This is a genomic window from Enterobacter dykesii (assembly GCF_008364625.2).
Taxonomy (GTDB): Bacteria; Pseudomonadota; Gammaproteobacteria; order Enterobacterales; family Enterobacteriaceae; genus Enterobacter; species Enterobacter dykesii.
In genome coordinates, this window is sequence record NZ_CP126604.1 from 410,389 (window position 1) to 436,863 (window position 26,475).

Genomic DNA, 26,475 nt, shown 5'->3' on the forward strand with positions numbered 1-26,475 from the left:
AGCATATAAGGAAAAGATAGAATGGCTAAGGGGCAATCTTTACAAGATCCGTTCCTGAACGCATTGCGTCGGGAACGTGTTCCAGTTTCTATTTATTTGGTGAATGGTATTAAGCTGCAAGGTCAGATTGAGTCTTTCGATCAGTTTGTGATTCTGTTGAAAAACACGGTCAGTCAGATGGTCTACAAGCACGCTATTTCTACTGTTGTTCCGTCCCGTCCGGTATCTCATCACAGCAATAACGCTGGCGGCGGCACAGGTAGTAACTACCATCATGGCAGCAACGCGCAGGGTTCTTCAACGCCGGCGCAGGACAGCGACGAGACCGAATAAGGTTTCGCACTGTTATCCACACGGGGAGCCAGGGATCCTGCGTTCCCCGCTGATCTTTTTAGAGAGGTTTACGCTTGTTTGACCGTTATGATGCCGGTGAGCAGGCGGTGCTGGTACACATCTATTTTTCGCAAGACAAAGATATGGAAGACCTCCAGGAGTTTGAATCTCTGGTCTCTTCCGCCGGTGTCGAAGCAATGCAGGTGATTACCGGTAGCCGTAAAGCGCCGCACCCAAAGTATTTTGTTGGTGAAGGTAAAGCAGTCGAAATTGCGGATGCCGTAAAAGCAACCGGCGCGTCAGTCGTGTTGTTTGATCATGCGCTGTCTCCAGCCCAGGAGCGCAACCTGGAAGCCCTTTGCGAATGCCGTGTTATCGATCGCACGGGTTTGATTTTAGATATTTTTGCTCAGCGTGCACGTACCCACGAAGGGAAACTGCAGGTTGAGCTGGCGCAGCTGCGCCATCTGGCAACGCGTCTGGTGCGTGGCTGGACACACCTTGAAAGACAAAAAGGCGGGATTGGTTTGCGCGGCCCGGGTGAAACCCAGCTCGAAACCGACCGTCGTTTGCTGCGTGGCCGAATTACCCAGATCCTTTCACGTCTGGAACGTGTAGAGAAACAGCGCGAACAGGGGCGTCGGGCGCGAACCAAAGCCGATATCCCGACGGTGTCGCTGGTGGGCTATACCAACGCCGGTAAATCCACCCTGTTTAACCAGATAACCGAGGCCCAGGTGTATGCCGCAGACCAGCTGTTTGCGACCCTGGACCCTACGCTGCGCCGTATTGACGTTGCAGACGTGGGTGAAACGGTGCTGGCGGATACCGTAGGGTTTATCCGCCACCTGCCGCATGACCTGGTGGCGGCGTTTAAAGCCACCCTGCAGGAGACGCGACAGGCGACTCTGCTGCTGCACGTGATTGATGCGGCAGACGTGCGCGTGCAGGAGAACATCGACGCGGTGAACGTGGTGCTCGAAGAGATCGATGCCCACGAGATCCCCACGCTGTTGGTCATGAATAAGATCGATATGCTGGACGATTTCGAACCGCGTATCGACAGAGATGAAGAAAACAAACCGATTCGGGTCTGGCTTTCTGCCCAGACCGGTATTGGTGTGCCACTGCTTTTCCAGGCTTTGACAGAACGTCTTTCCGGTGAGGTAGCTCAGCACACGCTGCGACTGCCGCCACAGGAAGGCAGGCTGCGCAGCCGGTTTTATCAGCTTCAGGCGATAGAAAAAGAGTGGATGGAGGATGACGGCAGCGTGGGGATGCAGGTGCGTATGCCGATCGTTGACTGGCGTCGCCTCTGTAAACAAGAACCTGCGCTGGTCGACTATATCGTCTGATCAGAAAGGGGATGCCTGAATAATTCGCCCTTGCATAACAAATATGGAGCATATACATGGCGTGGAATCAGCCCGGTAATAACGGACAAGACCGCGACCCGTGGGGAAGCAGCAAACCTGGCGGCAACTCTGAGGGAAATGGCAATAAAGGTGGTCGCGAGCAGGGGCCGCCGGATCTGGATGATATCTTCCGCAAACTGAGCAAGAAGCTTGGTGGCCTTGGCGGAGGAAAAGGTTCTGGCTCGGGTGGCAATTCCACTCAGAGCTCGCGCCCGCCAATGGGTGGCCGCGTAGTGGGCATCGTGGCCGCTGCGGTAGTCATCATCTGGGCAGCCAGCGGGTTCTACACCATTAAAGAAGCAGAACGCGGCGTAGTCACCCGTTTCGGTAAGTTCAGCCATCTGGTTGAGCCGGGTCTGAACTGGAAGCCGACCTTCATTGATGACGTGACCGCGGTTAACGTGGAATCCGTCCGTGAACTGGCCGCCTCTGGCGTGATGCTGACCTCTGACGAAAACGTGGTGCGCGTTGAGATGAACGTGCAGTATCGCGTGACCGATCCTGAGCGTTATCTGTTTAGCGTGACCAGCGCCGATGACAGCCTGCGTCAGGCTACCGACAGCGCCCTGCGCGGTGTGATCGGTAAATACACCATGGACCGTATTCTGACCGAAGGTCGTACCGTTATTCGTAGCGATACCCAGCGCGAGCTGGAAGAGACCATTCGTCCGTACAACATGGGTATTACCCTGCTGGACGTCAACTTCCAGGCTGCGCGTCCGCCGGAAGAGGTGAAAGCCGCATTTGACGATGCGATTGCTGCCCGTGAAAACGAACAGCAGTACATCCGTGAAGCAGAAGCGTACACCAACGAAGTTCAGCCACGCGCTAACGGTCAGGCGCAGCGTATTCTGGAAGAAGCGCGCGCGTATAAGACCCAGACCATCCTGGAAGCACAGGGTGAAGTGGCTCGCTTCGCGAAGATCCTGCCGGAATATAAAGCGGCACCGGAAATTACCCGTGAGCGTCTCTATATCGAGACCATGGAAAAAGTGCTGAGCCACACCCGTAAAGTGTTGGTTAACGACAATAAAGGCGGAAACCTGATGGTTCTGCCGCTGGATCAGATGCTGAAAGGCGGTTCTGCACCAGCAGCGAAAGGCGACACCAGCGGAGCGAATAACCTGCTGCGTCTGCCGCCAGCCTCAACAGGCAGCGCCAGCACGAACACAACGCCTTCTTCGAACGATGGTGACATTATGGACCAACGCCGTGCTAACGCGCAGCGTAACGACTACCAGCGTCAGGGGGAATAAGGATGCGTAAGTCAGTTATTGCGATCATCGTCATCGTACTGGTCGCGCTTTATACCTCGATCTTTGTGGTGAAAGAAGGCGAGCGTGGGATTAAGTTCCAGTTCAGCAGCGTCGTGCGTGATGGCGACAAACGCCCGGTGATTTACGAACCGGGTCTGCACTTCAAGGTGCCTTTCATTCAGTCCGTGAAAACGCTTGATGCGCGTATCCAGACCATGGATAACCAGGCCGACCGTTTCGTGACCAAAGAGAAGAAAGACCTGATCGTTGATTCCTACATCAAATGGCGCATCAGCGATTTCAGCCGTTACTTCCTGGCAACGGGCGGCGGCGACGTTTCTCAGGCCGAAGTGCTGCTGAAACGTAAGTTCTCTGACCGCCTGCGTTCCGAGATTGGTCGTCTTGATGTGAAAGACATCGTGACCGACTCCCGTGGTCGTCTGACCCTGGAAGTACGCGATGCGCTGAACTCCGGTACAGCGGGCACGGAAGATGAAGTTTCAACGCCAGCAGCAGATGATGCGATTGCCAAAGCGGCTGAACGCGTTCAGGCGGAGACCAACGGTAAAGTGCCGGTGATCAACCCGAACAGTATGGCTGCGCTGGGTATCGAAGTCGTTGACGTGCGTATTAAGCAGATCAACCTGCCGGTGGAAGTGTCCGAGGCGATTTACAACCGTATGCGCGCCGAGCGTGAAGCGGTAGCCCGTCGTCACCGTTCACAGGGCCAGGAAGAGGCTGAGAAGCTGCGTGCCGCAGCGGACTACGAAGTCACCAAGACGCTGGCGGAATCTGAGCGCCAGGGCCGTATCCTGCGCGGTGAAGGCGATGCCGAAGCGGCGAAGCTGTTCGCGGATGCCTTCAGCCAGGATCCTGACTTCTACGCCTTTATCCGTAGCCTGCGCGCTTACGAGAATAGCTTCCAGAGCAACCAGGATGTGATGGTGCTCAGCCCGGACAGCGATTTCTTCCGTTATATGAAGACGCCGACTAACGCAACGCGATAAACTCAGGCCCGTTTGAGTATTCAAACCACCGCTCTCAACGGAGCGGTGGTTTTCTTTTATAGGAATAAAAATGAATTCAACGATCTGGCTCGCACTGGCCCTGGTCCTGGTGCTGGAAGGTCTTGGACCGATGCTTTATCCGCGCGCCTGGCGCCGAATGATCGCCACGATGAGCCAGCTGCCGGATAATATTTTACGTCGTTTTGGCGGCGGTCTTGTGGTTGCGGGCATCGTGATCTACTACATGTTGAGGAAAACGATTGGCTGATCAAAAAGTAGGCGCAATCGGCGTATTTTGAGGTCAAAAAGTGCTGTATATCTGAAAAAGCGATGGTAGAATCCATTTTTAAGCAAACGGTGATTTTGAAAAAAATGGGTAACAACGTCGTCGTACTGGGCACCCAATGGGGTGACGAAGGTAAAGGGAAGATTGTTGATCTTCTGACTGAACGGGCTAAATATGTTGTACGCTACCAGGGCGGTCACAACGCAGGCCATACTCTCGTAATCAACGGTGAAAAAACCGTCCTCCATCTTATTCCATCAGGCATTCTTCGTGATAACGTCACCAGCATCATCGGTAACGGCGTTGTGCTGTCTCCTGCTGCGCTGATGAAAGAGATGAAAGGTCTGGAAGACCGTGGTATCCCTGTTCGTGAGCGTCTGCTGCTCTCTGAAGCCTGCCCGCTGATCCTGGATTATCACGTGGCGCTGGACGTAGCGCGTGAGAAAGCGCGCGGCGCGAAAGCGATCGGCACCACCGGTCGTGGTATCGGCCCGGCTTACGAAGATAAAGTTGCACGTCGCGGTCTGCGCGTGGGCGACCTCTTCGACAAAGCAACCTTCGCTGAAAAACTGAAAGAAGTGATGGAATATCACAACTTCCAGCTGGTGAACTTCTACAAAGCTGACGCTGTTGACTACCAGAAAGTGCTGGATGACGTCATGGCGATCGCTGACATTCTGACCGGTATGGTTGTTGACGTGTCCGATCTGCTGGACCAGGCGCGCAAGCGTGGCGATTTCGTCATGTTCGAAGGTGCGCAGGGTACGCTGCTGGACATCGACCACGGTACCTATCCGTACGTAACGTCCTCTAACACCACTGCAGGTGGTGTGGCGACCGGCTCTGGCCTGGGTCCACGTTATGTGGATTACGTGCTGGGCATCATCAAAGCGTACTCCACTCGCGTGGGTGCGGGTCCATTCCCGACCGAACTGTTTGATGAAACCGGCGAGTTCCTGTGCAAGCAGGGTAACGAGTTTGGCGCGACCACCGGTCGTCGTCGTCGTACCGGCTGGCTGGATGCGGTTGCAGTGCGTCGTGCAGTGCAGATCAACTCCCTGTCTGGCTTCTGCCTGACCAAGCTGGACGTACTGGACGGCCTGAAAGAAGTGAAAATCTGCGTAGGCTACCGTATGCCAGATGGCCGCGAAGTGACCACCACTCCGCTGGCTGCTGACGACTGGGAAGGCATTGAGCCAATCTACGAAACCATGCCGGGCTGGTCTGAGACCACTTTCGGTGTGAAAGAGCGTAGCGGCCTGCCGCAGGCGGCGCTGGATTACATCAAGCGCATTGAAGAACTGACCGAAGTGCCGATCGATATTATTTCTACCGGCCCGGATCGTACTGAAACGATGATCCTGCGCGACCCGTTCGACGCATAATCTTCGTGACTGCTGGCCTGCGGGGAGACCCGTAGGCCGGATAAGCGTAGCGCCATCCGGCGACCGCTCCTGGATCTCCGCTTTTTCGCCCCGTCTGTCAAATAAATTAGCCGCTCACTATCTGGCTGGTTTATCATCATTAATGAATATCTCTGCGGTTTAACCGCGTTTTCCCTTTTTCCTGAGGTTGATGTGCAGTTAACAAGTTTCACCGATTACGGCTTACGTGCGCTGATTTACATGGCGTCGTTACCCGAGGGGAAGATGACCAGTATCTCTGAAGTGACAGAGGTCTACGGCGTATCCCGTAATCATATGGTCAAAATAATCAATCAACTTAGTCGTGCCGGATACGTTGCTGCCGTCCGCGGGAAGAATGGTGGGATCCGTCTCGGTAAACCGGCACAGAGTATTCGTGTTGGCGATGTGGTACGTGAACTGGAGCCGCTGTCTCTGGTGAACTGCAGCAGCGAGTTCTGCCACATCACGCCCGCTTGCCGCCTGAAAAAGGCGCTTTCAAAGGCCGTGCAAAGTTTTCTCATGGAACTGGATAACTACACGCTGGCCGATTTGGTTGAAGAGAATCAACCGCTTTATAAATTATTGCTGGTGGAATGAAGAAAATTTCCACCGGAGCTGACAACGGAGGAACCGACATGTCACATGATCCTTTCCAGGAACGCGAAGCCGAAAAATACGCGAATCCTATTCCCAGCCGCGAGTTCATCATTGAACACTTAACAAAACGCGAAAAACCCGCCAATCGTGAAGAAATTGCCGTTGAATTAAACATTGAAGGTGAAGAGCAAATTGAAGCCCTTCGCCGTCGCCTGCGCGCGATGGAGCGTGACGGGCAGCTGGTCTTTACCCGCCGCCAGTGCTACGCGCTGCCAGAACGCCTCGATCTGCTGAAAGGGACCGTCATTGGTCACCGCGATGGCTTCGGCTTCCTGCGCGTGGAAGGCCGTAAGGACGATCTGTATCTCTCATCTGAACAGATGAAAATGTGCATTCACGGCGACCAGATCCTGGCCCAGCCGCTGGGCGCGGACCGTAAAGGTCGCCGCGAAGCGCGCGTGGTACGCGTTCTGGTGCCAAAAACCAGCCAGATTGTTGGCCGCTACTTTACCGACGCGGGCGTGGGCTTCGTGGTGCCGGACGACAGCCGTCTGAGCTTCGATATTCTGATCCCACCTGAAGAGGTGATGGGCGCCCGCATGGGCTTTGTGGTGGTGGTGGAACTCACCCAGCGCCCAACCCGTCGCACTAAAGCGGTAGGTAAAATCGTCGAAGTACTTGGCGACAATATGGGCACTACCATGGCCGTTGATATGGCGCTGCGTACCCATGAAATTCCGTACATCTGGCCGAAAGCGGTTGAAGAGCAGATCGAAAGCCTGCGCGAAGAAGTTCCGGAAGAGTCCAAAGTGGGCCGCGTGGATCTGCGCTCCCTGCCGCTGGTCACTATCGACGGTGAAGACGCTCGCGACTTCGATGACGCCGTCTATTGCGAGAAAAAACGCGGCGGCGGCTGGCGCCTGTGGGTCGCTATTGCAGACGTAAGCTACTATGTTCGTCCGCACACCCCGCTGGATAACGAAGCCCGCAGCCGCGGTACGTCGGTCTACTTCCCGTCCCAGGTCGTGCCGATGCTGCCGGAAGTGCTGTCTAACGGCCTGTGCTCCCTGAACCCGCAGGTTGACCGCCTCTGTATGGTTTGCGAGATGACCATCTCCACCAAAGGGCGCTTAACCGGCTACAAGTTCTACGAAGCGGTGATGAGCTCGCACGCCCGTCTGACCTATACCAAGGTCTGGCATATGCTGCAGGGCGACCAGGATCTGCGCGAGCAGTACGCGCCGCTGGTCAAACATATCGAAGAGCTGCATAACCTCTACAAAACGCTGGATCAGGCGCGCGAAGAGCGCGGCGGGATCTCGTTTGAAAGTGAAGAAGCGAAATTCATTTTCAACGCCGAACGCCGCATTGAGCGTATCGAGCAGACCCAGCGTAACGATGCGCACAAGCTGATCGAAGAGTGTATGATTCTGGCGAACATCTCGGCGGCACGATTCGTAGAGAAAGCCAAAGAGCCTGCGCTGTTCCGTATTCACGATAAGCCGACCACGGAAGCCATTACGTCGTTCCGCTCCGTGCTGGCTGAACTGGGTCTGGAACTGCCCGGAGGCAACAAGCCAGAACCGCGCGATTACGCCGAGCTGCTTGAATCCATTAGCGACCGTCCTGACGCAGAAATGCTGCAGACGATGCTGCTGCGCTCTATGAAGCAGGCGATTTACGATCCGGAAAACCGCGGCCACTTCGGCCTGGCGCTGCAGTCTTACGCCCACTTTACGTCGCCGATCCGTCGTTATCCTGACCTCTCTCTGCACCGTGCGATCAAGTATCTGCTGGCGCAGGAGCAGGGCCATAAAGGGAACACCACCGAAACCGGCGGCTACCACTATTCGATGGAAGAGATGCTGCAGCTGGGTCAGCACTGCTCCATGGCCGAACGTCGTGCCGATGAAGCCACGCGCGACGTGGCGGACTGGCTGAAGTGTGACTTTATGCTCGATCAGGTCGGTAACGTTTTCAAAGGCGTGATTGCCAGCGTGACCGGCTTTGGTTTCTTCGTTCGTCTGGACGAGCTGTTCATCGACGGTCTGGTGCACGTCTCCAGCCTGGATAACGATTACTACCGCTTCGACCAGGTCGGCCAGCGCCTGATTGGCGAATCTGGCGGCCAGACCTACCGTCTGGGCGACCGTGTAGAAGTGAAGGTCGAAGCCGTGAATATGGACGACCGTAAGATCGACTTCAGCCTGATCTCCAGCGAGCGCGCCCCGCGTAACGTTGGTAAAACCGAGCGTGAAAGGGCGAAAAAAACCGGTAACGGTAAACCGGGCGGCGGTAAACGTCGTCAGGCGGGCAAGAAGGTAAACTTCGAGCCGGACAGCGCGTTCCGCGGCGAGAAGAAACAGAAGCCGAAGGCGGCGAAGAAAGAAGCCCGCTCAGCGAAAAAACCTTCCGCGAAAACGCAGAAAATCGCTGCCGCCACCAAAGCGAAGCGCGCGGCCAAGAAAAAGCAGGCGGAGTAAATTCTCCCCTCAACCTGACCCTCTCCCCAGCGGGGGAGGGGAAATACTTATTACGAGAACCATCAATGAGTGAAATGATTTACGGCATCCACGCGGTGCAGGCCCTTCTCGAGCGCGCACCGGAGCGTTTTCAGGAAGTGTTTATTCTGAAAGGGCGTGAAGATAAGCGTCTGATGCCGCTGATCCACGCGCTGGAAGCGCAGGGCGTGGTGATCCAGCTGGCGAACCGCCAGTTCCTGGATGAGAAAAGCGAAGGTGCGGTTCACCAGGGGATCATTGCCCGCGTGAAGCCGGGTCGTCAGTATCAGGAAAACGATCTGCCGGATCTGATTGCCGGGCTGGAGAATCCGTTCTTCCTGATCCTCGACGGCGTTACCGATCCGCACAACCTCGGCGCGTGCCTGCGCAGTGCGGATGCAGCGGGCGTGCATGCGGTTATCGTGCCGAAAGATCGCTCCGCGCAGCTGAACGCGACGGCGAAGAAGGTGGCCTGCGGCGCGGCGGAAAACGTTCCGCTGATCCGCGTGACTAACCTGGCGCGTACCATGCGTCTGCTGCAGGAAGAGAACGTCTGGATCGTCGGTACCGCCGGTGAAGCGGATCATACTCTATACCAGAGCAAAATGACCGGCCGTCTGGCGCTGGTGATGGGCGCAGAGGGCGAAGGCATGCGTCGTCTCACCCGCGAGCACTGTGACGAGCTGATCAGCATCCCGATGGCGGGCAGCGTGTCGTCCCTGAACGTTTCCGTTGCGACGGGCATCTGCCTGTTTGAAGCGGTGCGTCAGCGGGGAGCATAAACAGCAAGGCCGTCCACAGGACGGCCTTTTGTGTTTTCTCCCTCTTCCCGTGGGAGAGGGCACCAGACGGTGACAACCTCACTCTTCCAGCGACCGCAAATGGTCATCCTTCCTCAGCGTCATCAGCGCGAAAATACTTACTACCGCCGTCGCCATCACGTAATACGCCGGAATATCCAGGTTCCCCGTCTGCTTAATCAGCCCGGTAATAATCAGCCCTGCGCATCCCGAGAAGATCGCGTTCGACAACGAGTAGGCCAGCCCCAGCCCCGTATAGCGCACGCGCGTCGGGAACATCTCAGACAGCATCGCCGGGCCCGGCCCCGCCAGCATGCCCACCAGACCGCCCGCAATCAGTACCACACCAGCCTTCACCGCCAGCGTACTCGACTCCGCCTGCAGGATTTTCAGCAGCGGCAGGGCGAGGATCAGCAGCAGCGCGGTGGCGAGAATCATCACCGTGCGGCGCCCGATCCGGTCGCTCAGGATCCCCGACGGAATGATGGTCAGCGCAAAACCAACGTTCGAAATCACCGCTATCAACAGCGCCTGGTTGAACCCGGTGTGCAGCGCCGACTGAAGATAGGTCGGCATAATCACCAGGTAGGTATACCCCGCCGCAGACCAGACCATCACGCGGCCAATCCCCATTACGATGGCCCGGAGCGTGGCGGCAGTATCCGCCTGAGCGACAGCCGGTTTGTCCTGCTGCTGCACAAAGCTGGGCGTCTCCTCCATGCTGACGCGAAGCCACAGCGCAACGACGCCCATAGGCAGCGCCAGGAAGAACGGAATACGCCAGCCCCACTCATGCAGGGCTTCAGGCGTGAGGAGGGCGGAGAGTAGCGCCACGATGCCTGCGCCCGCTAACAGCCCCAGCGCCACGGTAAAGGACTGCCACGCGCCATAGAGCCCACGCTTGCCGCGCGGGGCGAATTCCGTCATCAGCGAGACCGCACCGCCGTACTCGCCGCCCGCGAACAGCCCCTGCAGGATGCGCAGCAGCGTAATAATGAGCGGCGCGGCAATCCCGATGCAGGCATAGACCGGCACAACGCCGATGGCGGCGGTAGCGAGCGTCATCAATACCAGCACAATGATGAGCGTCGGCTTACGGCCAATCCGGTCGCCGATGCGGCCAAACACCACCGCGCCCAGCGGACGGAAGAAAAAGGCGATGGCGAATGAGGCGTAGGTGAGGATCAGGCTGGTAAGCCCCGCTTCCCCTTCAAGCTGGAAGAAGTTCTTCGCAATGACGGTCGCCAGAAAACCGTAGACCGCAAACTCATACCACTCGATAAAGTTACCAATGGAGCCTGCAATTAATGCTCGCTTGTGCGCATCCGGTTGCATAACGATCCTCACTGAAAAGGGTAAGAATAAATTATTCAACAAAAGCGAGGTCATGAAATAGTTTATTCTTATGTTCTGTGAGCTATTTCACGAATGATATCAGCGGGATCGTGAACGTGTGACTCCCCTCCCATGCAGCGCGAGCGCGGTCTGTCCATACTTATCGTCATTGCCACTGAAGGAGGGAGACAGTATGCACTGGCAGACTCATACCGTTTTCAATCAACCTGCCCCACTTTCTAACAGCAACCTTTTTCTCTCGGACTGCGCCCTGCGTGACGCAGTCTCGCGTGAGGGTGCCGAATGGGATATCGAACTGCTCGCCAGCATCGGGCAGCAGTTAGGCACCGCAGAGTCGCTGGAGTTGGGCAGGCTGGCAAACGTCAACCCGCCCGAGCTGTTACGCTATGACGCCACCGGGGAGCGGCTGGATGACGTCCGCTTTCACCCTGCATGGCACCTGCTGATGCAGGGGCTTTGCGCCAACCGCGTGCATAACCTGGCGTGGGAAGAGGAGGCGCGTAAAGGGTCGTTTGTCGCGCGGGCCGCACGCTTTGTGCTTCATGCGCAGGTGGAGGCGGGCACGCTGTGCCCGGTCACCATGACGTTCGCCGCCACGCCGCTGCTGCAGCAGGCGCTTCCCAAAATATTTCACGACTGGCTGACGCCGCTGCTCAGCGATCGCTACGATCCTCATCTTGCTCCCGGTGCGCAAAAGCGCGGCCTGCTGATCGGCATGGGCATGACGGAAAAGCAGGGCGGCTCGGACGTGCTCAGCAATACCACCAAAGCGGAAAAATGCAGCGACGGCAGCTACAGGCTGGTGGGGCACAAATGGTTTTTCTCCGTCCCGCAAAGCGATGCGCATCTGGTGCTGGCCCAGGCGAAGGGCGGGCTGTCCTGCTTTTTTGTGCCGCGCTTTTTGCCTGACGGACAGCGCAACGCCGTCCGGCTGGAGCGCCTCAAGGACAAGCTCGGAAACCGCTCCAACGCCAGCAGCGAGGTGGAGTTTCTTGACGCCTCCGCCTGGCTACTGGGTGAAGAGGGCGAAGGGGTACGGCAGATCCTCAAAATGGGCGGTCTGACGCGCTTTGACTGCGCGCTGGGCAGCCACGGACTGATGCGTCGGGCGCTCTCGGTGGCGCTGTACCATGCCCATCAGCGTCAGACCTTCGGCAAAAATCTTATCGATCAGCCGCTCATGCGCGAAGTGCTAAGCCGGATGGCGCTGGTGCTGGAGGGGCACACGGCGCTGCTGTTCCGCCTGGCCCGCGCGTGGGATAAACGCGCGGATCCGCAGGAGGCCGCCTGGGCGCGGCTGTTTACCCCGGCGGCGAAATTTAGCGTCTGTAAAGCGGGCATCCCGTTTGTCGCTGAGGCGATGGAGGTGCTGGGTGGGATCGGTTATTGCGAAGAGAGCGAACTTCCCCGCCTGTACCGAGAGATGCCGGTGAACAGCATCTGGGAAGGGTCAGGAAATATCATGTGCCTGGACGTGCTGCGCGTGCTGGCGAAGCAGCCCGGCATTCACGATCTGCTTGCCGACGAGTTTGCGCAGGTGAAAGGGCAGGACAGACACTTCGACCGCAGCTGGCGACAGCTTCAGCAAAAACTGCGTAAACCGCAGGAGGCGCAGGGGCGGGAGATCGCGCAGCAGCTTTTCTTGCTGGGTGCCGGAAGCCAGATGCTGCGGCACGCGTCGCCCCCGGTGGCTCAGGCGTGGTGCCGCATGATGCTGGATACCCGTGGCGGCACGCTGATGAGCGAGCAGATACAAAGTGACCTGCTGCTGCGCGCCACGGGCAGAGTTGGCTAGCCTTTTAGCTGGAACAGGCTCACCAGCTGAGCCAGGTGTGAACCCTTCTCGCGCAGCGTTTGAGCGGTTTGCTCGCTGCGTGAGATGCGATCGGCATTGATATGCGAAGCTTCGCCTATATGGGTCATGGCGAGGTTCACCTGGCCGATACCGGCGGACTGCTCGCGTGAGGCATGGTTAATCTCGGTGACCAGCTGGCTGATGTTATCGATATGAATGATGATGTCATCCATCGCCAGGCGCGTCCGTTCAGACAGCGCATGTCCCTCACTCACTTTTCTGAGCGTATCGCCAATCAGCTGTTCAATCTCCTTCACCGCGTTAGCGCTGCGTCCCGCCAGCGCGCGAACTTCCTGCGCGACTACCGCAAACCCTTTGCCGTGCTCGCCTGCGCGGGCCGCTTCCACTGCCGCATTCAGCGCCAGAATATTGGTCTGGAAAGCGATGGATTCGATCACTCGCGTGATGTCTTCGATGCGTTTTGACGCTTCGCGAATATCGTCCATGGTCGATACCGCGTGGGTGACCGTCTCACCGCCCTGATGGACCGCGAGCGAGGTTTCACCCACCAGCTGCTGCGTTTGCTCCATGTTGGCGGCATTTTGCTGAACGGTGGCGGCCAGCTGCTCCATGCTGGCAGACGTCTCTTCCACGCTGCTGGCCTGCTTGTTGATCTGCTCTGAAATCTCGCCAGTGTCGGCGGCCAGCGCGTTGGTGCCCAAATGGATCTCGCCTGCGGCCTCACGGACCTGCAGGACAATTTTTTGCAGGCCGCCGCCGATGCCGTTGATCGCATCGATCAGCTGGCCAACTTCGTCCTGACGCGTAACCGGCAGGCTGGAACGGAGATCCCCTGCGGCATATTGACGGGCAAGATGGATCACATTGCGCAGCGGTCGAGTCAGCATGCGGCGAATAATGACCACGAACAGGCCAGCAAAAAGGATGGATAAGACCACGCCGGCCAGCAGGAAACGATCGCGCATGGCGTTGACGCTTGAGAGCAGCACCGATTTATCCACTTCGCCCACGATAGTCCAGTTCCAGCCTGGCAGCGGGGTATACGCCATTTTAAGCGTCCGGCCGTCGTCGCTTACGCGCTCCAGCGTGCCGGGTTTGTCACTCAGAAGCTGTTGCTGGGTCGCGCCGTCCCACTTCGGCAGCTGTCCCTCTTCGCTGGTATGGAACAGGTATTGCCCGCGCGTTTTGCCGTTGCTGCGATCCAGCACAAAGAAGTGACCGCTCTCGCCCAGGCGGCGGTTAAGGATTTTCTCGCGCATGACGTTCCAGGAGTGGGTGATGTCCACCCCGACAAAGACGATCGCAATGACCTGTCCTTCGGCGTTTTTAACCGGCTGGTACTGGGTGATGTAGCGTTTGCCAAACAGCAGCGCCAGGCCGCGGTAGACTTCACCTTTGTTGACGGCGGCAAAGGCCGGGCTGGCGTTATCCAGCACGGTTCCCATCGCCCGCTCGCCATTCTCTTTGCGCAGGGAGGTCGCTACGCGAACAAAGTCGTTTCCGCTGCGTACAAACAGCGTCGAAATGGCTCCCGTACGATTCAGGAACTCGTCCGAAAGCGTGTTATTTTCATGCAGCCCGGTGTCTCCGCCTTTCAGAAGCGGAACGCTAAGTCCGTTAATCGTCTGGGGTTGGGAAGTATCAATATTCAGGGGCTGCGGTAAAAAGGTGGTAAACAGCCGGGTATAGCTCTCCACTTCTTCACTCAGGCTGGTGTTAAACATCTGCACCATGTCGACCATGCCGGTGGACTGATTATGCAGGTCTTCGACCGCAAGGGCTTCAAGCTGCTGGCTGGCTTTTTGGCTGAGCAGAAAAGTGAATAGCAGAAACAGCGTGGCGACACTGACGCCCGTCAGCAGCGAGAGTTTCGACCCCAGGCCCGCACGGTGGAAAAAATTGATCATAAATTGCTCATCATTGAAAAGTTATGGTTCTTCAACGGCAGAGCGGGGATTACGTTTACTGTTTTAATGTAACAAAATGTTATTTAATTGTTCTTTATTGGTTTTATATAAGATAAAAAATTTGCAAAAACGAAAAGCCACTAAAAATAAGTGGCTTTTATCGGGAGGGAGTTTACACGTAGAGAATGGCCTGTACCCGCCAGCGGTCGATATGGTTATCTTCCTGCATCTGGATGATGCGATACCATGAAGCACCCTGCTCATCGGCCTTTAATGCCACGACACGTTCAACGTCTTGCGGGCTCCCCGAGATATTATTCACGGAGATCTGGCCAATTTCATTCAGGCCAGTCACACAATCAGCACTGGCGAATTCTGCTGACTGCGCGGTAGTGCTCAGCAGGCCTGCTGAGAGCAACAGTGAGGTCAAAGCAAGAGTTCGTTTCATCGTCAGCTCCATTTCACATATATCCGGTATCCGCCGGGCAATCCTTCGCTAATAAACTCCCTTCCATTGATGCGGGCGTGGAGTTTATTGTGGACAGGAAAATGTCTATGGACGCAAAGCAGTGTAAATCTCGTTCAAAGGAAAACCATTATTTACGGTACAAAATGGCCTGTGAATACCACTGTCCCGTTATGATGGTTTCGTCGATCATAATGATGACGTAATAATCTGCTTTGGCGGCGACGGCCTGTGCTTTTATTGCCGATTCTGCGTCATCCGGAGAACCGCGAACCAGCGCGGAGATGGTGCCCATTCGTTGTAATCCTTCCGTCTGATTACGACGAATCTCCTGTGGATGATCGGCGACTGGTGGAGCGGGTTGCGGCGTTCCCTGCAGCGCGCTACAGCCACTCAGCAGAAACACCAGCAATAAAGCAGCAAACCTGCGCATAACCATATCTCGTTTCCTGATAGCCATAGTGTAGTTGTCTGTGAATTTAGTTTTGGGGGAATGTTCCCGAAGTGTTATCTGGGACGTATATTTCGAATGAAAATGACGCGAAAGCGTAACCCAGTTCTCAACATTATGAATCATAGATTCGCACAGGGTCGACAATGATTGAAATTGAAATACGCCACCTCGGCGACCATGAAATTTTACACGCGATGCCGGCGGGTAAACGTGATAAACCGCTGCCAGTTGTGGTTTTTTATCATGGGTTTACCTCATCGAAGCTGGTTTACAGTTATTTTGCGGTAGCGCTGGCGCAGGCGGGTTTTCGCGTGGTGATGCCAGATGCACCCGACCACGGCGCACGCTTTACGGGTAATGAACAGGCGCGGCTGGGGCAGTTCTGGCAGATTCTGCACGGGAGTCTGACCGAGTTTGCCGGGCTGCGCGATGCGCTTTATGACGCAGGGCTGGTGGCCGACCATCGTCTGGCGGTAGCCGGGGCATCAATGGGCGGTATGACGGCGCTGGGGATTATGACGCATCATCCTGAAGTGAAGTCGGTCGCCTGCCTGATGGGCTCGGGCTACTTTACATCGCTGGCGAAGACCCTTTTTCCCCCTCAGGATTTAACGGAAATGACCGCGACGCTGGCAGAGTGGGAAGTGACCCGGGCATTGCCGCGCGTGGCCGATCGCCCGCTGCTGCTGTGGCACGGTGACGCGGATGATGTGGTCCCGCCCGAGGGAACCTTCCGTCTGCAGCAGGCGTTAATCAATGAAGGGCTGGACGGTAATCTGACCTGCCTGTGGGAACCGGGCGTCCGCCACCGCATTACGCCAACGGCGCTGGACGCCACGGTGGCGTTTTTCTGCCAGCATCTGTAAACGCGAAGGACTTTGACGCCCTTATCTTCCAGCATGTGGAGGATCTCAGGGGGCTCTTTTACCGGGAGTATTCCGGAGCTATTCACAAAAAAAAGCCCCCGGCAGGGGGCAACGTCAACTATGGCTATGTTCTCGTTGTTGGCTTTCCTGGTGCTAGCGTTAAAGCGTTATCGGTAAATATCTGCACTGGCGTGCATATTGCCGTTGCTGCCGGGCTCACGGGTTAACATCACGTGGTAATAGGTTGCGCCCTGCGCATCGGTTTCTTCATTAAGGGCCTGATCGGCTTCACTTTCCGTGGCGAAATTATGATTGATGTAAATGACGCCCAGGCTTTGCACATCATCCATGTTTCTGGCCTGTCGGCTGTCTATCTTGATGGCTGCCATTGCGTTTGCACTGAGCAAAAGCGCCGCCATCATGGCTAATGCGATTTTTTTCATGATATGCGCTCCACGACTACGTGCTGCGAGAGGGGGGGATGCTCCTTCTTTAATTCAGATGACCTCTGATTAAAGTGTAATCACTCATCCGGCGGGGATGCGTGACCATTTCTGATGCAGTTGTTCAAAAAAACAGCGCTTCCGGGTGTGACCAATTTTAAATCACCCACTTAGACCCGCTTCGCGCTTTGTGCGAATTATTTGTGCAATCAGCTTGAGTTTCCAGGGGCGCGCAAGTATTATGACGCGTCAATTTTTCAGCCGACCTTTAACACGTTCCTTGCCTCCCCGGGCCTCGGCTGACCCAGACAGGAGGCTGAATAATCCGTAAGGAGCAATTCGATGCGTCATTACGAAATCGTTTTTATGGTCCATCCTGACCAGAGCGAACAGGTTCCGGGTATGATCGAGCGTTACTCTGCTGCCATCACTGGTGCAGAAGGTACGATCCACCGTCTGGAAGACTGGGGCCGCCGTCAGCTGGCTTACCCGATCAACAAACTGCACAAAGCACACTACGTTCTGATGAACGTTGAAGCGCCGCAGGAAGTGATCGATGAGCTGGAAACTACCTTCCGCTTCAACGATGCCGTTATCCGCAGCATGGTTATGCGTACCAAAAACGCAGTTACCGAAGCATCTCCGATGGTTAAAGCGAAAGACGAGCGCCGTGAGCGTCGCGATGATTTCGCAAACGAAACCGCAGATGATTCTGATGCTGGGGATTCTGAAGAGTAATTTCTGATGACCAACCGTCTGGCGTTGTCCGGCATCGTATGCAGGGCTCCCCTTCGAAAGGTCAGTCCATCAGGAATTCCGCATTGCCAGTTCGTGCTTGAGCATCGTTCTGTGCAAGAGGAAGCCGGGTTTCACCGGCAGGCGTGGTGCCAAATGCCCGTTATTATTAGCGGACACGAAAACCAGGCCATTACTCACAGTTTAACGGTCGGTAGCGCAGTAATCGTTCAGGGGTTCATCTCTTGCCACAAGGCAAAGAACGGCCTGAGCAAAATGGTTCTGCATGCCGAGCAGATTGATTTGATAGATTCTGGAGACTAGCCATATGGCACGTTATTTCCGTCGTCGCAAGTTCTGCCGTTTCACCGCGGAAGGCGTTCAAGAGATCGACTATAAAGATATCGCAACGCTGAAAAACTACATCACCGAAAGCGGTAAGATTGTCCCAAGCCGTATCACCGGTACTCGTGCAAAATACCAGCGTCAGCTGGCTCGCGCTATCAAACGCGCTCGCTACCTGTCCCTGCTGCCGTACACTGATCGTCATCAGTAATCGGGCACGGTCCATTAATACGACTTTAAGAGGATAAGGTAATGCAAGTTATTCTGCTTGATAAAGTAGCAAACCTGGGCAGCCTGGGTGATCAGGTTAACGTTAAAGCGGGTTACGCACGTAACTTCCTGGTTCCACAGGGTAAAGCTGTTCCAGCTACCAAGAAAAACGTAGAGTTTTTCGAAGCACGTCGCGCTGAACTGGAAGCCAAACTGGCTGACGTTCTGGCGGCTGCTAACGCTCGCGCTGAAGCAATCAACGCACTGGGCACCGTTACCATCGCGTCTAAATCAGGCGACGAAGGTAAACTGTTCGGTTCCATCGGTACCCGCGATATCGCTGATGCAGTAACTGCTGCAGGCGTTAAAGTGGCTAAGAGCGAAGTTCGTCTGCCGAACGGCGTTCTGCGTACCACTGGTGAGCACGAAGTTGACTTCCAGGTTCACAGCGAAGTGTTCGCTAAACTGGTAGTTAACGTTGTAGCTGAGTAATTTTTTACTCTGCTCACGTTGAAACGCCGGCCTTGTGCCGGCGTTTTGCTTTTTACAGATCCAGGTCTTAACGCGCCCTGATAAAACTGCCGTCTGGCTGGCGGGTAAACAGCACCTGTTGTCCATTTCCCGTATCAATCGTTAACCCTGTCACCACCCCGCTGGCATTCTGGCGAATCTGTACCATCTGACCATTCTGCAGGTTACTGAGCGGTTTACCCGCACCTTCCACCTTCGCCATGGCATACACGTCGGTTGGCGGCAGATTGTGGTCGCGGAACAGCTGTGCCAGCGTTTTGCCCGGCTCTACGCGATAGGAACGCCACTGTTGCTCAATGCCGGTAGGCTGTTGCGTCTGAGGCTGAGACGGGGCGGCGGCTTGCTCCTGCGGCTGTTCATCCTGAATGGGTTCTGGCTCAACCGGCGCGACCTGACCCGGATCGTTAGACGGGGTCACAAGCTGCGTTTGCATCGGCTGTGCGTCAGGCTGCGGCCGCGTTTGCGACTGAATATCCAGCTGAGCATTGCGGGTGACGGGTGCGGTATCGACATCATCGCCCCCGGAAGGAAGCAGGAAGCCCACGATCACCATCAGCGCGCCAATGATGATCCCTCTGCGATGCAGAGGAGGCAGCGGGTCCATGATGCGAAAATTGTCCGGCGCCTGCCAGATTTTCGCCAGGGTAGGTTTCAGTTCAAATCGCCCGGGCATGGCACTCCTCCTGCTCCGCGTATTTTTTATCCTGTGCCCCGAAGTATAGTTTGCTAACTGCCTGAACGGCGTAGTAAACCCGACATCCGTGACATCAGTTCGGGATTAATCCTGGTTCTCTCTATTGTTTCTGTTTCGTCGCGGTTTGTCACCTTAACTTCAGACAAAGTTTTACCCATAAGGGCATGGCTGATATGCTGCCCGCTACTTTAAATGTGATGGAAGGAAAACCCATGACCACCCCGACTTTTGACACTATCGAAGCGCAGGCAAGTTACGGTATCGGCTTGCAGGTAGGACAGCAGCTGAGCGAATCCGGCCTGGAAGGTCTGTTACCTGAAGCGCTGGTGGCGGGTATCGCTGACGCGCTGGAAGGCAAACAGCCTGCCGTTCCGGTAGACGTTGTGCACCGTGCGCTGCGTGAAATCCACGAACGTGCTGACGCCGTGCGTCGTGCGCGCTTCGAAGAGATGGCAGCCGAAGGTGTGAAATATCTGGAAGAGAACCGTGAGCGTGAAGGCGTGAACAGCACCGAGTCTGGTCTGCAGTTCCGCGTGATCAATCAGGGCGACGGCGCAATCCCGGCGCGTACCGACCACGTTCGCGTGCATTACACCGGTAAACTGATCGACGGTACCGTGTTCGACAGCTCCGTGGCGCGCGGCGAACCGGCTGAGTTCCCGGTCAACGGCGTGATCGCAGGCTGGATCGAAGCTCTGACCCTGATGCCGGTCGGTTCCAAATGGGAGCTGACCATCCCGCATAACCTGGCCTACGGCGAGCGCGGCGCTGGCGCGTCCATTCCGCCATTCAGCACCCTGGTCTTTGAAGTCGAGCTGCTGGAAATTCTGTAATCGACTTTTCTTATTTCCTCTCCCCGGTTGGGGAGAGGAAAATAGTGTTAAAACCTATAGTTACGACGTAATCAATATTTTATCTTGCAAACGAAACTGTTGCGTGTATTTTTGTGAGCTGTTTCGCGCTGTATGAGTGATATGACACTCACTTTCAACATATTATTAACATAATATCTAAATCATAGTATTCATCCCGCCGATTCTTACCTAATATCGATAAACCCTTACAAAGGGACCGTCATTTTTTTGACGTTTTTAAAGGCCAGAAGAGCCTTAACAACACAGACAGGCATAAACAGGAAAATTACATGGTAGATCAGGTCAAAGTCGCCGATACAGAAGAGGCGACGTCTGAACAGTCGCTACGGCGCAATCTCACAAACCGTCATATTCAGCTCATTGCGATTGGGGGTGCCATCGGTACCGGGCTGTTTATGGGGTCAGGCAAAACCATCAGTCTCGCCGGGCCGTCGATCATCTTCGTTTATATGATCATCGGTTTTATGCTCTTCTTCGTGATGCGTGCAATGGGTGAATTGCTGCTCTCGAACCTCGAATACAAATCCTTTAGCGACTTCGCTTCTGACCTGCTCGGGCCATGGGCGGGCTATTTCACCGGCTGGACCTACTGGTTCTGCTGGGTCGTCACCGGTATGGCGGACGTCGTGGCGATTACCGCCTACGCGCAGTTCTGGTTCCCGGGGCTGTCGGACTGGGTCGCCTCGCTGGCGGTGATTGTTCTGCTGCTGAGCCTGAACCTCGCCACCGTTAAAATGTTCGGTGAGATGGAGTTCTGGTTCGCGATGATCAAAATCGTGGCGATTGTCGGGCTTATCGTCGTGGGTCTGGTGATGGTGCTCACCCACTTCCAGTCGCCAACGGGCGTTCAGGCGTCGTTTACCCATCTGTGGAATGACGGCGGGTGGTTCCCGAAAGGCATTAGCGGCTTCTTTGCCGGCTTCCAGATCGCGGTATTTGCGTTCGTGGGCATTGAGCTGGTGGGCACGACGGCAGCGGAGACCAAAGATCCCGAGAAGTCTCTCCCGCGCGCGATTAACTCTATTCCGCTGCGTATCATCATGTTCTACGTCTTCGCGCTGATCATCATTATGTCCGTGACGCCGTGGAGCTCCGTGGTGCCAACCAAGAGCCCGTTCGTTGAGCTGTTCGTGCTGGTAGGTCTGCCTGCTGCCGCGAGCCTGATTAACTTCGTGGTGCTGACCTCTGCTGCCTCGTCTGCCAACAGCGGCGTATTCTCCACCAGTCGTATGCTGTTTGGCCTGGCACAGGAAGGCGTGGCGCCGAGCGCGTTCGCCAAGCTGTCGAAGCGTGCGGTACCGGCAAAAGGGTTGACCTTCTCCTGCATGTGCCTGCTGGGCGGCGTGGTGATGCTCTACGTGAACCCAAGCGTGATTGGCGCGTTCACCATGATTACCACGGTCTCTGCGATCCTATTTATGTTCGTCTGGACCATCATCCTCTGTTCATACCTCGTGTACCGCAAGCAGCGTCCGCACCTGCATGAAAAATCGATCTACAAGATGCCGCTGGGCAAGCTGATGTGCTGGGTATGCATGGCGTTCTTCGTCTTCGTGCTGGTTCTGCTCACGCTGGAAGATGATACCCGTCAGGCACTCATCGTCACGCCGCTGTGGTTTATCGCGCTGGGGCTGGGCTGGGTGTTTATCGGTAAGAAACGTATGGCAGGCGTAAGGTAAAAGCAAAACGGCAACTTCGGTTGCCGTTTTTAGTTTTTCTATTCCCCAGCTAATGCCCGCGGGAACAGAACGTTGTTCTCAAGACTGATGTGTTCCATCAGGTCGTCAATCATCTCGTTAATGCCGTTGTACATCGCTTTCCACGTTGTGCACGCTTCTGGCGGCGGCGTGACGTTGTGGGTGGTGTGTTTGATCACTTCCAGCAGTTCACCCGCGTCATCGTGCTCGCTTTCCATCACGCTGATAGGCCCCATCGCCTGGCTTCCCATTCCCTGCTTAATCATCGGGAAGAGGATCTGCTCTTCTTTCATCATATGGCTGGAAAGCTCTTCGTGCAGCAGGGTCAGGTACTTCGCCAGACCGCGCGGTACGGAGGGTTTGTCGGCATGCACGCGCTCAACTTTGGTCGCCTGAAGGATCAGCTCCGGCAGCTGTTCACGGTGACGGTCATGATAACGCACGATGATATGGTCGATGATTTCCACGAGCGGGGCGGCTCGCCAGTTTTTGTCGACGGGCTGCTCGGCCAGCTGCGCCAGCTCTGCTTCAATCACTTCAACGTCCAGCTCCTTGCGTGAGGCCGCACGCGCCAGGGTTTGCTTACCGCCGCAGCAGTAATCCATATCGTATTTACGAAACAGCGCAGAAGCGCGAGGGATGGAAAGCGCCAGCTCGCCAAGGGGTTGGTCGCGAAAGGCCATAGCAGTTACCTCGTCATTAATAATATAAGATGTATATTAAATACATCTTTATGGCGGCGCTATAACCCTTTAGAGGGACGGGTAAAAATGAGATGCGGATCACAAAAAATTATCTGATTTAACTCTCTGAATGGGCTCAGGAAAGTGGTTTCGAAACTTTTTAAAGGTGGAGAAACAGTAAACAACCCGCCGCGCCTGCCGATATATCCACGTCAGACAAACCTGCATATAACAAAGGCAACGCATGTTTAAACGTATAAAAGTCATTACCCTCCTGATTTCGGTGCTGCTTGTGCTCGGCATCATGCAAGTGATTTCCGCGGGTATCTTTATCAACGCGCTGAATAACGATAAAGACAACTTCACCGTGTCGCAGCTCTCCAGCAAGAACGTGGCGGAGTTTACCGATGCGTGGATCAGCCTGAACCAGGCGCGCGTCACTCTGAACCGCGGCATGCTGCGTCTGCAAAGCAGCATGGCCTCTCAGATTAACGGTGGGCAGCTCAATGAGCTGGTGACCACGGCGAAAAATCTGCTGACTGAAGCGCAGGTTCATTACGATAAATACTATGCCATGCCAAATACGCCGGGCCTTGATGAGAACCTGACTAACCAACTCGAAGAGCAGTACCGCATTTACTCTGCAACGCTGACGCAAATGAACGTTCTGCTGAGCCAGGGCAACCTGGAAGATATGTTCAAGCAGAATGCTGAACAAAAGCAAAACGCGATGCAGACGGTTTATCGTGAATGGCGCGAAGCGCAGGCAACGCTTACCGATAAAGGCATCCAGGACAATGAAAGCGACTACAAGCGCATCCTGTGGATCCTTTCTGCGGTTATGCTGCTGGTGATTGTGGTGATTATTTCCAGCTGGGTAGCCATGCGCCGCGTGCTGCTGCTGCCTCTGGAAGAGGTGATTAACCATATTCGCGCCATTGCGGCGGGGGATTTAACCCAGCCGATTCAGGCTGAAGGTAAGAACGAAATGGCTATCCTGGCGCGCAACGTTCAGGAGATGCAGACCTCGCTGGCGAACACCGTGGGCGTGGTGCGTGAAGGTGCGGATACCATTTACACCGGTGCCGGTGAAATTTCTGCCGGCAGCAACGATCTCTCTTCCCGTACCGAGCAGCAGGCCGCGTCTCTGGAAGAGACGGCAGCCAGCATGGAACAGCTGACGGCAACCGTGAAGCAGAACGCCGATAATGCGCGTCAGGCTTCCCGTCTGGCGCTGGACGCCTCCTCGACGGCGAAGAAGGGCGGCAATGTGGTGGAAGGCGTGGTGCGTACAATGGACGAAATCGCGACCAGCTCCAGCAAAATTGCGCAAATTACTAACGTAATCGACGGTATTGCCTTCCAGACTAACATCCTGGCGCTGAACGCGGCGGTGGAAGCGGCGCGCGCGGGCGAGCAGGGCCGTGGATTTGCGGTAGTGGCGGGGGAAGTACGTACCCTCGCTCAGCGCAGCGCCCAGGCGGCGAAAGAGATCAAAGCGCTGATCGATGATTCCGGTGAACGCGTGAACGCGGGTTCCCAGCTGGTTAACGAAGCCGGGGAGACGATGGCAGAGATCGTTAATGCGGTCACCCGCGTCACCGACATCATGGGTGAAATTGCCTCGGCCTCTGACGAGCAGAGCCGCGGTATTGACCAGGTGGGCCAGGCGGTAGCCGAGATGGACCGCGTGACCCAGCAGAACGCCTCGCTGGTAGAGGAGTCCGCGGCGGCGGCGGCGGCGCTGGAAGATCAGGCCGCACGCCTGAACGAAGCGGTGGCGGTGTTCAAAATCACCCGCAACCAGGCGGTCAAAGCGGCACCGGTGAAAACCTACGTGCCAAAAGCGCAGCCTGCAGCGGCGGCGTCTGAAGGGAACTGGGAAACGTTCTAACCTTCTGAAGCCGGAACGACCTTTGGTTTTTCCGGCTTCGCCCTTACCGCCATCACCACCCCCACCACCAGCAGCGCGATCCCGCAGGCCGTGAATAGCGGCGGCACGCTCTGGCGCATCAGGAAGGTATAAAGCAGTCCGGCCAGGGTTTCGAAGACAATCAGCGGCCCTAAAATCACCGTCGGCAGCTTCTGGCTGGCAATGTTCCAGCACAGCGCGCCCACCCATGAGCACAGCACCGCAATCGCAACCATTAATCCAATAAACACCCACGGTCTTGGCCCGAAGGGCTGGGCGAAGTCTGGCTGTTGATGGCCTAACCAGATGCACGCGCCGGCATAGCCCACCAGTGAGACGGGCAGCGTGACCAGCGCCTGCGCCGTCGCCCACATCATCGGATGCTTGTCCGGGTTCTCCCGCAACCAGCGCGCGTTGCGCAGGGCATACCATGCCCAGCACGCCACGGAAATGAACGCCAGCACAATGCCAGAGCCATAACGCCACAGGTCAACATCCGCCTGCCCGTGACGCAGCTCGGCAATATTGACGCATACCAGCCCCACGGCGGTGCATACCAGCGCCGGCGCCATTTTTGACCACGCCAGTTTGCCATCGCGGTGGCTGTAGAGCAGGTTAGCAAAGACGGGGATGACGACCGGCAGCGTGCCGATAATCATGGTCGATACCGGCGCACCGGTACGCTGAATGGCACTCGCAAGGCAAACGTAGTAGATAAGATTGCCCATCATGGTCAGCGCCAGCGCGGTGCCCCAGTCCTGACGGCTGAGCTGACGCAAGCGCGCGCGACCCAGCCACGCCAGGGGCAGAGCAATCAGCCCGAGCGCCAGATAACGTCCGGTTGACTGCAGTATTGCCGGATACTCGGGCACGATCAGCGGGCCGACAAAAATCAGCCCCCACATCATCCCGGCCAGCAGGGCATACAACACTCCACTAATCATTTTTCCATCCACAGGTATTTACGCTGTATGCAGTGTAGGAGGGGAAAATGCGCGCGTATTGTATGAGATTGCGCATTAGCGCCGGGTGACCTGCTTCTGGTAGCGCACGGGCGTAATGCCGTATCGGCGGGTAAACGCGCGGGTTAAATGGGACTGGTCGGTCAGCCCGGTCGCGGCTGCCACTTCGGCGGCGGGCATGCCGTGGGTGAGGAACGCTTTGGCGCGCCAGAGGCGAATGGCCATCAGCATCTGATGCGGCGTAACGTGAAAATGGGCTTTGAACTGGCGCTGGAAATGGTACGGGCTGAGTGAAACGACGCTGGCCAGCTCGTCCAGCGTCAGGGCGTGCATGTAGTTGTCGTGCAGGTACTCGCGCACACGTTCGAAGCGGTGCGCGCCTTCCTGAATCACCGGCGCGTGATGGGCCAGCGGCTGGAAGGTCTCAATCAGATCCAGCAGTAATCCTTTTTGCGCAAGCGGATCGTCCGTGTGCCACATGCCGTAGATGAGCCTGCCGATTTGCTGCGAGCGCAGCGGGTCATGACGCGTGACATCGCTAAACCACCAGTGCCTGAGGCCGGTCACCTCTTCCAGCAGATCGGGTTCGATATAGACCATCCGGTAGCGCCAGCCGCCTTCGGTGGCGGATTCGCCGGTATGGATCTCGTCCGGATTCATGGTAACGACGGATTTTTCCGCGGCGAGATGCTGGGTACCGCGATAGCGAAAGCGTTCGGCACCGGTTTCAATCGTGCCGATCCCGAAGGCTTCATGGGTGTGAGGCTCAAAGGCGTAGTCAGAAATATGCGCGTGATAAAGCTCCAGGCCCGGCAGCTGCGCCAGATGGCGAAAGCGCGCGCTGTCTCTTTCATCATTAAACTGTTCCGGTACGCCTTGCACGTTGAGCCTCCTCGTGGTCATCTTTTCATTATCAGAGATG

General features: G+C 56.2%; 27 protein-coding genes. 18 read left to right on the top strand and 9 right to left on the bottom strand.

Translation table 11 applies throughout. The annotated features are described in order from the left end of the window. The first annotated feature begins 21 nt into the window (after positions 1-21). The 9 genes from hfq to rlmB all read left to right on the top strand — a co-directional run bounded on the left by hfq (position 22) and on the right by rlmB (position 9,583). Positions 22-333: an RNA chaperone Hfq gene (gene hfq / locus F0320_RS01910; RefSeq protein WP_008502919.1), complete on the top strand. Its 312-nt coding sequence runs from the start codon at positions 22-24 to the stop codon at positions 331-333. 74 nt (positions 334-407) lie between these two features. Continuing rightward, positions 408-1,688: a ribosome rescue GTPase HflX gene (hflX, locus tag F0320_RS01915; protein WP_023310136.1), complete on the top strand. Its 1,281-nt coding sequence runs from the start codon at positions 408-410 to the stop codon at positions 1,686-1,688. 56 nt (positions 1,689-1,744) lie between these two features. After that, positions 1,745-3,004 (top strand): FtsH protease activity modulator HflK, encoded by a 1,260-nt coding sequence (gene hflK / locus F0320_RS01920; protein ID WP_045402256.1) that lies wholly within the window; start codon positions 1,745-1,747, stop codon positions 3,002-3,004. 2 nt (positions 3,005-3,006) lie between these two features. Next, positions 3,007-4,011, top strand: a complete 1,005-nt coding sequence (gene hflC, locus F0320_RS01925; RefSeq protein WP_023334250.1) for a protease modulator HflC — start codon at positions 3,007-3,009, stop codon at positions 4,009-4,011. Between the two features lie 70 nt (positions 4,012-4,081). Then, positions 4,082-4,279, top strand: coding sequence for a DUF2065 domain-containing protein (locus F0320_RS01930; RefSeq protein ID WP_003855996.1), 198 nt, complete (start codon positions 4,082-4,084; stop codon positions 4,277-4,279). A 104-nt stretch (positions 4,280-4,383) separates the two neighbouring features. Next, entirely contained in the window at positions 4,384-5,682 is a 1,299-nt protein-coding gene (locus tag F0320_RS01935) for an adenylosuccinate synthase (protein ID WP_024907332.1), read from the top strand. Between the two features lie 192 nt (positions 5,683-5,874). Then, on the top strand, positions 5,875-6,300 hold the full coding sequence (gene nsrR, locus F0320_RS01940) for a nitric oxide-sensing transcriptional repressor NsrR (RefSeq protein WP_023334253.1): 426 nt from the start codon (positions 5,875-5,877) through the stop codon (positions 6,298-6,300). 38 nt (positions 6,301-6,338) lie between these two features. Continuing rightward, positions 6,339-8,783, top strand: coding sequence for a ribonuclease R (rnr, locus tag F0320_RS01945; RefSeq protein ID WP_126328977.1), 2,445 nt, complete (start codon positions 6,339-6,341; stop codon positions 8,781-8,783). 65 nt (positions 8,784-8,848) lie between these two features. Then, positions 8,849-9,583, top strand: coding sequence for a 23S rRNA (guanosine(2251)-2'-O)-methyltransferase RlmB (gene rlmB / locus F0320_RS01950; RefSeq protein ID WP_126328976.1), 735 nt, complete (start codon positions 8,849-8,851; stop codon positions 9,581-9,583). Positions 9,584-9,661: 78 nt separating this feature from the next. Here rlmB and F0320_RS01955 read toward each other — a convergent pair whose 3' ends face one another. Further along, positions 9,662-10,936: an MFS transporter gene (locus F0320_RS01955; RefSeq protein ID WP_126328975.1), complete on the bottom strand. Its 1,275-nt coding sequence runs from the start codon at positions 10,934-10,936 to the stop codon at positions 9,662-9,664. Positions 10,937-11,129: 193 nt separating this feature from the next. Here F0320_RS01955 and F0320_RS01960 point away from each other — a divergent pair, with 193 nt between their 5' ends. Continuing rightward, positions 11,130-12,752 carry an isovaleryl-CoA dehydrogenase gene (locus tag F0320_RS01960; RefSeq protein WP_047652024.1) on the top strand — a complete coding sequence of 541 codons (1,623 nt, stop codon included), beginning with the start codon at positions 11,130-11,132 and terminating at the stop codon, positions 12,750-12,752. Here the strand turns inward: F0320_RS01960 and F0320_RS01965 are convergent. The 3 genes from F0320_RS01965 to bsmA all read right to left on the bottom strand — a co-directional run bounded on the left by F0320_RS01965 (position 12,749) and on the right by bsmA (position 15,606). Beyond that, positions 12,749-14,680: a methyl-accepting chemotaxis protein gene (locus F0320_RS01965; protein ID WP_047652026.1), complete on the bottom strand. Its 1,932-nt coding sequence runs from the start codon at positions 14,678-14,680 to the stop codon at positions 12,749-12,751. The two genes, F0320_RS01960 and F0320_RS01965, sit on opposite strands and share 4 nt — an antisense overlap. Before the next feature lie 172 nt (positions 14,681-14,852). Next, entirely contained in the window at positions 14,853-15,140 is a 288-nt protein-coding gene (gene yjfN / locus F0320_RS01970) for a DUF1471 family protease activator YjfN (RefSeq protein ID WP_032665074.1), read from the bottom strand. A 136-nt stretch (positions 15,141-15,276) separates the two neighbouring features. Further along, on the bottom strand, positions 15,277-15,606 hold the full coding sequence (gene bsmA, locus F0320_RS01975; protein ID WP_029740376.1) for a biofilm peroxide resistance protein BsmA: 330 nt from the start codon (positions 15,604-15,606) through the stop codon (positions 15,277-15,279). A 137-nt stretch (positions 15,607-15,743) separates the two neighbouring features. On the opposite strand from bsmA, the gene yjfP reads away from it, so the two are divergent. Continuing rightward, complete coding sequence (gene yjfP, locus F0320_RS01980; protein WP_126328974.1) at positions 15,744-16,466, top strand: esterase; 723 nt, start codon at positions 15,744-15,746, stop codon at positions 16,464-16,466. Between the two features lie 167 nt (positions 16,467-16,633). Here yjfP and yjfY read toward each other — a convergent pair whose 3' ends face one another. Next, positions 16,634-16,909, bottom strand: coding sequence for a DUF1471 family protein YjfY (gene yjfY / locus F0320_RS01985; RefSeq protein WP_047652039.1), 276 nt, complete (start codon positions 16,907-16,909; stop codon positions 16,634-16,636). 342 nt (positions 16,910-17,251) lie between these two features. On the opposite strand from yjfY, the gene rpsF reads away from it, so the two are divergent. Genes rpsF through rplI form a run of 4 tightly spaced genes read left to right on the top strand, consistent with a single transcriptional unit; the run spans position 17,252 to position 18,691 of the window. Continuing rightward, positions 17,252-17,647 (top strand): 30S ribosomal protein S6, encoded by a 396-nt coding sequence (rpsF, locus tag F0320_RS01990; RefSeq protein ID WP_014068637.1) that lies wholly within the window; start codon positions 17,252-17,254, stop codon positions 17,645-17,647. Between the two features lie 6 nt (positions 17,648-17,653). Further along, the gene (gene priB / locus F0320_RS01995; RefSeq protein ID WP_008502895.1) at positions 17,654-17,968 is read left to right on the top strand and encodes a primosomal replication protein N; all 315 of its coding nucleotides are present in this window, start codon (positions 17,654-17,656) and stop codon (positions 17,966-17,968) included. A gap of 4 nt (positions 17,969-17,972) precedes the next feature. Then, positions 17,973-18,200 carry a 30S ribosomal protein S18 gene (gene rpsR, locus F0320_RS02000; protein ID WP_000135199.1) on the top strand — a complete coding sequence of 76 codons (228 nt, stop codon included), beginning with the start codon at positions 17,973-17,975 and terminating at the stop codon, positions 18,198-18,200. A 41-nt stretch (positions 18,201-18,241) separates the two neighbouring features. Beyond that, positions 18,242-18,691, top strand: coding sequence for a 50S ribosomal protein L9 (gene rplI, locus F0320_RS02005; RefSeq protein ID WP_024907318.1), 450 nt, complete (start codon positions 18,242-18,244; stop codon positions 18,689-18,691). A gap of 67 nt (positions 18,692-18,758) precedes the next feature. Here the strand turns inward: rplI and F0320_RS02010 are convergent, their stop codons facing one another. Beyond that, the gene (locus F0320_RS02010) at positions 18,759-19,403 is read right to left on the bottom strand and encodes an OapA family protein (protein ID WP_126328973.1); all 645 of its coding nucleotides are present in this window, start codon (positions 19,401-19,403) and stop codon (positions 18,759-18,761) included. A 233-nt stretch (positions 19,404-19,636) separates the two neighbouring features. Here F0320_RS02010 and fklB point away from each other — a divergent pair, with 233 nt between their 5' ends. Continuing rightward, a complete protein-coding gene (gene fklB, locus F0320_RS02015; RefSeq protein WP_008502892.1) occupies positions 19,637-20,257 on the top strand; it encodes an FKBP-type peptidyl-prolyl cis-trans isomerase in 621 nt (206 codons plus the stop codon). Positions 20,258-20,568: 311 nt separating this feature from the next. Further along, positions 20,569-21,978 (top strand): D-serine/D-alanine/glycine transporter, encoded by a 1,410-nt coding sequence (gene cycA / locus F0320_RS02020; protein WP_126328972.1) that lies wholly within the window; start codon positions 20,569-20,571, stop codon positions 21,976-21,978. A 38-nt stretch (positions 21,979-22,016) separates the two neighbouring features. On the opposite strand, the gene ytfE is transcribed toward cycA, so the two are convergent. Further along, positions 22,017-22,679 carry an iron-sulfur cluster repair protein YtfE gene (gene ytfE / locus F0320_RS02025; RefSeq protein WP_126328971.1) on the bottom strand — a complete coding sequence of 221 codons (663 nt, stop codon included), beginning with the start codon at positions 22,677-22,679 and terminating at the stop codon, positions 22,017-22,019. Positions 22,680-22,923: 244 nt separating this feature from the next. On the opposite strand from ytfE, the gene F0320_RS02030 reads away from it, so the two are divergent. Further along, positions 22,924-24,573: a methyl-accepting chemotaxis protein gene (locus F0320_RS02030; protein WP_126328970.1), complete on the top strand. Its 1,650-nt coding sequence runs from the start codon at positions 22,924-22,926 to the stop codon at positions 24,571-24,573. Here the strand turns inward: F0320_RS02030 and F0320_RS02035 are convergent. After that, on the bottom strand, positions 24,570-25,535 hold the full coding sequence (locus F0320_RS02035) for a DMT family transporter (RefSeq protein ID WP_126328969.1): 966 nt from the start codon (positions 25,533-25,535) through the stop codon (positions 24,570-24,572). The two genes, F0320_RS02030 and F0320_RS02035, sit on opposite strands and share 4 nt — an antisense overlap. Positions 25,536-25,610: 75 nt before the next feature. After that, positions 25,611-26,435: an AraC family transcriptional regulator gene (locus F0320_RS02040; protein ID WP_126328968.1), complete on the bottom strand. Its 825-nt coding sequence runs from the start codon at positions 26,433-26,435 to the stop codon at positions 25,611-25,613. Positions 26,436-26,475 lie beyond the last annotated feature (40 nt).